This window comes from Streptomyces ureilyticus (assembly GCF_011045025.1).
GTDB lineage: Bacteria > Actinomycetota > Actinomycetes > Streptomycetales > Streptomycetaceae > Streptomyces > Streptomyces ureilyticus.
The window spans coordinates 20,987-28,625 of record NZ_JAAKZX010000125.1; the positions used below are offsets into that span (position 1 = coordinate 20,987).

General features: G+C 72.4%; 8 protein-coding genes. 2 read left to right on the plus strand and 6 right to left on the minus strand.

Annotated features, from left to right (window positions below; translation table 11 throughout):
* Positions 1-3: 3 nt before the first annotated feature.
* From G6048_RS30955 to G6048_RS50095, 4 genes are read right to left on the minus strand one after another with little or no spacing between them, the layout of a single operon-like run.
* Entirely contained in the window at positions 4-420 is a 417-nt protein-coding gene (locus G6048_RS30955; protein WP_165342913.1) for an ATP synthase subunit C, read from the minus strand.
* A gap of 2 nt (positions 421-422) precedes the next feature.
* The gene (locus G6048_RS30960; protein ID WP_235990536.1) at positions 423-1,916 is read right to left on the minus strand and encodes a V-type ATPase 116kDa subunit family protein; all 1,494 of its coding nucleotides are present in this window, start codon (positions 1,914-1,916) and stop codon (positions 423-425) included.
* Entirely contained in the window at positions 1,903-2,886 is a 984-nt protein-coding gene (locus G6048_RS30965; RefSeq protein WP_165342914.1) for a V-type ATPase subunit, read from the minus strand. The genes G6048_RS30960 and G6048_RS30965 overlap by 14 nt, the downstream gene beginning before the upstream one ends.
* A complete protein-coding gene (locus G6048_RS50095) occupies positions 2,886-3,386 on the minus strand; it encodes a hypothetical protein (RefSeq protein ID WP_165342915.1) in 501 nt (166 codons plus the stop codon). Before G6048_RS50095 ends, G6048_RS30965 begins: the two co-directional genes overlap by 1 nt.
* A 199-nt stretch (positions 3,387-3,585) precedes the next feature.
* Here G6048_RS50095 and G6048_RS50100 point away from each other — a divergent pair, with 199 nt between their 5' ends.
* Entirely contained in the window at positions 3,586-4,446 is an 861-nt protein-coding gene (locus tag G6048_RS50100; RefSeq protein ID WP_165342916.1) for a CBS domain-containing protein, read from the plus strand.
* A gap of 42 nt (positions 4,447-4,488) precedes the next feature.
* Complete coding sequence (locus G6048_RS30980; RefSeq protein ID WP_165342917.1) at positions 4,489-5,811, plus strand: PP2C family protein-serine/threonine phosphatase; 1,323 nt, start codon at positions 4,489-4,491, stop codon at positions 5,809-5,811.
* Positions 5,812-5,820: 9 nt separating this feature from the next.
* On the opposite strand, the gene G6048_RS30985 is transcribed toward G6048_RS30980, so the two are convergent.
* Both G6048_RS30985 and G6048_RS30990 read right to left on the minus strand, forming a co-directional pair.
* On the minus strand, positions 5,821-6,708 hold the full coding sequence (locus tag G6048_RS30985) for an AMP-binding protein (RefSeq protein ID WP_165342918.1): 888 nt from the start codon (positions 6,706-6,708) through the stop codon (positions 5,821-5,823).
* Positions 6,709-7,011: 303 nt separating this feature from the next.
* Positions 7,012-7,639, minus strand: a 628-nt coding sequence (locus G6048_RS30990) for a zinc-binding dehydrogenase (protein WP_165342919.1), incomplete at its 5' end; no start/stop codon positions are given.

Below are 7,639 nucleotides of genomic sequence, written 5' to 3' on the forward strand. Positions count from 1 at the left end.
GGGTCACGCCTTCCCGATGAGGATGACCGCGACGACCAGCCCGTAGATGGCGATGCCCTCGGCCAGGCCGACGATGACCATCGCCCGGCCGAAGAGTTCTGGCCGCTCGCTGAGCGCCGCGAGGGCTGCCGCACCGGTGTAGGCGACGGCGATGCCCGCCCCGATCGTCGCCCCGGCCACCGCGATCGCGGCGCCGATCAGGGCGGCGGATCCGGAGCCGGACTCCTGTGCCGTCGTGGTCGCGGCCTGCGCGGATCCGCCGCTGAGCGCCAGGGCCAGCACCACGGTGGCGGCCACCAGGAGCACGGCGTCGGCGGCGACCATCCACCACAGGGCCGTGCGGCCCGAGCGCCGCAGCACAAGGCGTACGGCGACGAATCCCGCGACGACGACGGGCAGGGCCAGGAACCAGGCGATCACGATCACTCCTCCCTCGCCGGGCCTTGTCGGACAGGCTCCGCTGTTACGGGCGGCCCGGCGGCAGTGGCTGAACCCGCGATGTGCTCCACGGGCAGGTGCCAGGGCCTGAAGGGGCGGCCCTCGCCCTCGAAGAGCCGGGAGAACAGTTCGTAGAACTCCAGCCGCAGCGCCTGGACACCCGCCACCAGCGCCTCCAGTGAGAAGGCCAGGGCATTGCCGAGCAGGAAGACGAGCACCGCCGCGACGACGGCCACCAGGCCCCGGCCCGCCAGCGCCGTCGTGCCGTCCCAGACGATCGCGCCGAGCGCCGCATGGGTCAGGCCGAAGGCCGCGAGCCGTGCGAAGGACACGACGTTGGAGCCGATCCGGACCACCGCGTCGAAGAGCTGGATGCCGGTCTGTACGGCACCGCCCGGACCGCCCGCCGTGGTCGCGTACAGCCCCACCCCGGCCAGGCCCAGGCCGACGACGGTGATCACGGCCCCCACGACGCCGTACGCCGCCGGGCCGAGCCACACATACCCGGCGATGACGGCGAGTCCGAGGTAGAGCGCCGCCCCGGCGATGCCGGTCGTCGCATACAGGGCCGCCACCGGTCCACCTTCCCGCCACCGGTTCACGATCCCCGCGGCATAGGCGACGGCGAGCAGCACGGCGCCGAGCCCGACGGCGGCGGCCAGCAGTCGCATGGGTTCCTCCAGCGGTTCCAGCCACAGCACGGGAAGCACCCCGGTCGGGCCGAAGAACTCGCCGTACGCCACACCGGCCAGGGTGGCGGCCAGCCCGGCCCCGGCGACGAAGGGCCACAGCGGACGCAGTGCCGCGAGCCGGCGAGGCCGCCCCGCCCGAAGCAGGAGCGCGATGGCGACCAGCAGCAGCCCGTGCCCGGCGTCGCCGAACATCAGGCCGAACATCACCACGTAGACGATCCCGGCCGCCATCGTGGGGTCGAGGTCGGCATAGGGCACGGTGCCGTACGTCGTGACCAGGGGCGTGAAGGAACGCCGCACGGTCGTCGCCGCATACCCCGGGGGCGCCGAGCCCGCTCCGGTCAGCAGGGTCGGCGGGTCGACACCGCGCGGGGTCCGCAGCTGGACCAGCGCGCCCCCGGCGCCGGCGATGCGCGCCGCCGTGGCGCCCACCTCCGTCTCGGGGCACCAGCCGGCCAGTGCCGCGATCGCACCGTGCCGGACCGCGCTGCCGAGCCGTTCCTCCAACTGCGCCTCACCCGCCAGCAGGTCCGTCCGGCCCTCGCGCCCCAGGGCGTCCAGATCGGGGGCAGCCTCGCTGAGAACGGGTTGTGCCGGCTCGGCGCGCAGCCGCTGCAGGTGGGTCGCCGCAGGACCGCGGACATCCGGCCCTCCGTCCCCGGCCAGGTCGATCTCGACGCAGCCCGCCTCGGCGATCCGCACCAGGCTCTCCCGCAGCGCCTGCTCGGGCGCCACGACGGCCACCCTGCGCATCCGGACCGGGACCGCCGCTTCAGCCCGGAGCATCGAGCACCTCCGCGGGCCAGTCCCCGGGGCCCCCGCCTCGGGCGGCCAGTTCCAGCGCGCCGCGGGTCCGCCACGCATCTGCGGACAGCAGCGCCACGGCCCCCACCACCGGCTGTGGCCCGAAGCGGGACCGGCGCAGCAGTTCCCGGCCGTCCCGCTCGACCGCGTCCCACCACCGTGCCTCCGCCCGCCACAGGTCCGCCGCCTCGTCGATGTCCTTCAGCAGCCACTGCGCCGAGGCCGGCAGAGCCTGCCGGAAGTCGGCGTACGACCCCGCCCTCACCGCTCGCGGGCCGAGCAGGCGGGCCGCCCGACGGGCGGAGACGTCCGGCATCCGGCGGCCGACGACGAACACCTCACGGCCGAACAGCAGGGCGAGCCGGGCCGCCGCCCAGCCAGCGGCGTCGGGAACGACGGTCGCGAGCCGTAGGGCGGCGGAGACCCGCATGCCGGTGGCGACCGCGGCCGGGGAGTCGCCCCCGGGGTCGCCCCAGACGGAGGCCGCCAGCGCGGAACGCAGCTCCGACGGCGTACGGGTGCGGGCGAGTCGCGTCCAGGCGATCGTCAGCGCGCCCAGGCGGTAGAGCGGGGGGTGGAGGCGTTCCGTGCCCGCATGTCGCGGTTCGACTTGGGCGGGGCTGGGGGTTTCGGCCGAGAGGGAACGCAGCTGGTGTTCGGTGTTGGAGATCTCGAACCCGGCGGCGAGTGCCCGGATGGCATCGGTGCCGGTGGCCGGTTGCCAGCCGGCGAGGACCCGCAGATGCCACAGCAGCGTCGCCGAGACCGCACGCTGGGCCTCGGCCGGGGTGGCGCCGGGGGTGACGTCGTGCCGGTACGCGGTGGCCGCCAAGTAGCGCAAGGCGTCATCCAGCGTCGGGGACCCGGCCACGTTCCGGACGCCGTCCGCGCCCAGGCACCTGGTCCGCAGAGCCCGTGCCCGGGTCACACCGGCCACCCATCCGGCTTCCATCACGGACCACCCTCCCGGGGCCTTCCGCAGCCCGGAGCCCGGTGAGGCGCCGGTGCGGGTGGCGATCGCTCCTCCGCCGCGAGGTCCTCCAACACCAGTGCGAGCACACGGTCGGCGAGCGGGGACATCCGGGTCCGGGCACGTTCGCGTACGGCGGTTGCCTCGCGCTCGGCCGCAGCGCGCAGTGCAGCCGCCTCGCCCTCGGCGGCACGCAGCAGATGCTCGGCCGTGCGCGCCCGTAGCGGACGGGCCTCCTCACGCGCCTCGGCCACGATGGCCTCGGCCTGCCGTTCGGCTTCCTGACGGCGTGACGCGGCGGCGTCGGCGGCCCGCTCACGTATGGACCGGGCTTCCGCCTCCGCCTGTTCGAACAGGGCCAGGGGTGGTGCGAGTTCCGCACGGAGTTCGGCGGAGCGGTCAGCGGGGACACCGCCCGGTGCGGCTCGGCCGGGCGAAGCCGCCGGCCGGAACCGTGTCAGAAAGTCCCGGAAACCCGCCACGAACTCTCCTCCAGGTCGGTCCAAGACCCTGCTTCCAGTCTCCCCGTGGAGCGCCTCCCAGTCTCTACGGTGGAGGGAAGCCTGTCGCGTCGCACTGGGCCACCTGTCCCGCACCGAGGGCCGTTCGGCCTGGAGGCCACACCACTGCATCGATGCGAGACTGACCCGGTGGGTGGACGGCGTCCCCTGGGAGGCAGCCGTGAGCGACTTCGAGCACAGCTCCGCGGAGAAGGAGGCCCGCCGCGCCACGCCGGGCCGTCCCTGGACACCACAGGAAGAACCGCGCCGGGACGCGCTGCGCCGCTATCTCGCAGCGGTCGCCGCCGCCGCGTCGGCAAGGAGCACCGAGGAGTCCGAGCCCGCTGCCGGAAAGGAAAGGGCCGAGCCGCCGGCCACGGCCGCGCACGCGCCCTCCGCCCAAGTACCGGTCGTACTCCACGTGCGGGACGTCATGCAGGTTCCGGCGGTCTCCGTCCCCGGCGACATGCCGTTCCTGGACGTGGCCCACACCCTCGCCCGCGAGCAGCTGAGCGCCGTACCGGTGGTCGACGCCGACGACCAAGTGATCGGTGTCGTCTCGGAGTCGGATCTCCTGGCCAAGGCCGCCGTCATGGCGGAACCGCACCGGCACGGACCTGTCGGCAGGCTGCGGCAGCACCGCCTGTACGAGAGGAGCCACGGCGACACGGCGTCCACCTTGATGACCTTCCCTCCGGTCACTGTCCACCCGGCGGAGCGCGTGGCGGATGCCGCGTGGACCGCCGCTCACACACGGCTGAAGCGGCTGCCTGTGACCGACCATCGCGGTCGGCTGGTCGGTGTGGTGAGTCGGCGAGATCTGCTGCGGGCGCTGATCCGGAACGACGCCGAGATCCGGGCCGAGGTCGAGTCCCTGGTCGGTCAGCATCTGCTGGATCCGCGCGCTGTCGAGGTCGCCGTGGAGAACGGGGTGGTGACGATGGCGGGGCGACTGGACAAGGCCCTTGGCCCAGAGCTGCTCGCATCGGTGCGGGACATCGACGATGTGGTCGATGTGATCGACGAGACGGAAGCCGACTGAAAAGGCCATCGAGACCGAAGAGCAGACGGACAGGCGTCGGTGATGCCAAGGCAACCCAACCAGCCCGAGCCGCTGGATGTCCCCCGGCGTCTGCGTCTGAGCGCCGAGCTGGAGATGATCGCCGAGCAGCTCAGGTCGCTGGCCAGGGCGCAAGACCAGTTGCATGACCTGTACGAGGCGGTCATCGGCCGGGAAGTGGACTTGTCCGTCGTGCTGCAACTGATCGTCGATACCGCGATGGAGCTGGTCGGCGCCCGCTATGGCGCGCTGGGCGTGCTCGATGAGAAGGGCAGATACCTCGATCGATTCATTCCGGCCGGCCTGTCCGAGCAGGAGCGGGCCGACCTGGCCGGGGTGGAGTTCCCGCACGGCCGCGGCCTGCTGGGCCACTTGATCACCCACCCGGAACCGCTGCGGGTCGATGACATCTCCGTCCATCCGGACTCGGCCGGCTTCCCGCCCGGCCATCCGCCGATGCGCACCCTGCTCGGGGCCACGATCAGCACCCGCGGCAAAATCTACGGGGACCTCTACGTCGCCGAGCGGCGCGACGGGCAGCCCTTCGACGTCCACGACGAAGCCCTCATCGTCGCACTCGCCGGCGCCGCGGGCCTGGCCATCGACGACGCCCGTCTCTACGAGCAGACCCGCTTCGACGCCGAACATTTCCAGCGGCTCCTCCTGCCACGCCTGCCCGACCTGCGCCCCTTCGGCGCCGCGGCGGCCTATCGCCCCGCCATCACACCCGGCCACATCGGCGGAGACTGGTACGACGCCCTCCTGGTGCCCGACCACGCCTGCGCCGCTGTCATCGGCGACGTCGTCGGCCACGACCTGCAGGCCGCGGCCGCCATGGCCCAGATCCGCAACATGCTGCGTGCCCTGCTCTACGACCAGCGCACCTCGCCCAGTGCCGTCCTCGCCCACCTTGACCAGGCCCTCGCTGCGATCACCGACGAGCACGTCACCACCGCCTGCCTCGCCCGCATCGAACCCGCCCAGCCGGGCACCTGGACACTGCGCTGGAGCATCGCAGGTCACCCTCCGCCCCTGCTGCTCACCCCCGACCACCAGGCAAGCTATCTGCACGCCGACCCGGACCTGCCGCTCGGCGTCGACACCGCCCAGCCGCGCAACGACCACACCCACCCCATGCCGGCGAGCTCCACCGTGCTCTTCTTCACGGACGGGCTCGTCGAGCACCCCGCGCACGCGATCGACACCGGACTGGCGCGCCTGGCCGACCTCGCCACCGAGCACGCCGCCCTGCCCCTGCAAGACTTCGTCCAAGCCCTGGCAGACCACCACCCCAGCGACGGCCACGACGACATGGCCATCCTTGCCCTCTGCACCCCGCGGGCCTGACAAAGCACCTCAAGCAGGCACACGGGGAACCGGGCCCACCAAGCGACGCCGGTCACGGACGCGGCCAGGGACGAGCGGGGCGATGATCCTGTACGACATGCCGGTGACCCAGCCGGGGTCGGCGGTGCACCAGTACACGTCCTCGGGGTGCAGATCGAGCGCGTACGCGGCCGTCGCGTGATGGGCGACCACCGCCTCGTGGACATGGACCGCACCCTTGGGAGTGCCTGTGGTGCCGCTGGTGAAGTGCAGCAGCGCCATGTCGTCGGGCGAGGTCGGCGGGATGGTGAAGGTGTCCGGGGCAGCGGACATCAGGTTGTCGAAGGATGCGGTGCCGGGCAGTTCGGCTGCGCCGGGGCCGACGATCAGGACGTGTTTCAGCCCGGGAACCGACGCCCGGCTCGGCGACCTTGCGCCGGTAAAGGGCCGCGGTGGTGACCAGGACCTGCGCGTCGCCGAGACGCAGCCGCTGCTCCACCGGGTCCGGGCCGAAGGCGGAGAAGAGCGGGCAGAGCACGCTGGTGTTCTCAGCGTGCCCAGCACCGCGGTGTACAGCTCAGGACAGCGGCCGAGCAGGGTGAACACGCGGTCCCCGTGGCCGAGGCCGAGGGAGCGCAGGACGTTCGCGAAGCGGGCCGTACGGCGGGCCAGTTCCGCATAGGTGACGGTCGAGACGGAGTCGTCCCGGGCGACGCACCGCAGCGCGACCTTGTCCGCGTGGTCCGAGGCCACGTGCCGGTCGACGGCCTCGTGGGCCATGTTGAGCCCACCGTCGGGCAGCCCGGCCAGCGCGCTACGCGCCTGCGACCAGGTGAAGGCGGAGCAAGCCCGGTCGTAGTCGGTGAGACAGGGCGGCACGACCGGTGCGGTGTCTTTGCGGATGGTTTCCCAGTGCATGGGTGCTCCTCCCGGCACTGCCCTGATCTCCAGAGTCGCCGAGCACGGCGTCGGCCGCACTTCGACCGGAGGAAGTGGCCCGATGGGACCAGCGGCGGCCGCTGCCGGCGTTCATGGAGCCGGGGGCCGCCCGCTTCTTGCGGGCCCGAATTGCACGGTGCGCGGTTTCACTCCGCTTCGCCGTGTCTCTTTGTGGCCCTCGGCTCAATTCCATAGAACCGCCGCTCATCGGGAGGTTGTAGGGCCGAACGGCCCGGAACAAGGGGCCGACCGACCTGTTCGGACCTCTGTCGGCCGGCCGGTTCACTCGCGGTGCAGCACGACTTTGAGAGCGCCCGTGGTGGTGCCGTGCGAGAACACCTCGTAGGCGTCCTCCATCCGATCGAGTCCGAAGGTGTGGGTGACCAGCTGTGAGACGTGCAGGCGTCCGAACCTCACCAGCTCCAGCAGCCACGGTATGGAGTACGTGTCCACCTGGCCGGTACTGATCGTCACGTTCTTGCGCCACAGGGATTCGAGATGCAGTGTGACCGGTTTGCCGTGTGTGCCGATGTTGGCGATGTGCCCCCCTGCGCGGACGGCGCGGGTGCACAGGACGAAGCCGTCCGGTTCCCCCGACGCCTCGATGACCGCCTCGGCCCCCGGCCCCTCGGACAGCTCGGCGATCATCTTCCCCGGTAGCTCGGCGGCATCGGGCCTTACGCGGGCGGCGGCTTCCAGCCGGGCGGAGGACAGGTCCACCACGATGATCCGGCGGGGCGAGTAGAGCCGCGCGACGACGACGCAGGCGAGACCGACGGGACCCGCGCCCACCACGACGAGGGTGTCTCCGGGGCCTACCTCTCCGTTCCGCACCCCGACCTCGTAGGCGGTGGGGAGGACCTCGGCGAGCAGGACCGCATCATTGAGAGGGAGGGGGGAGGGGCGTCGG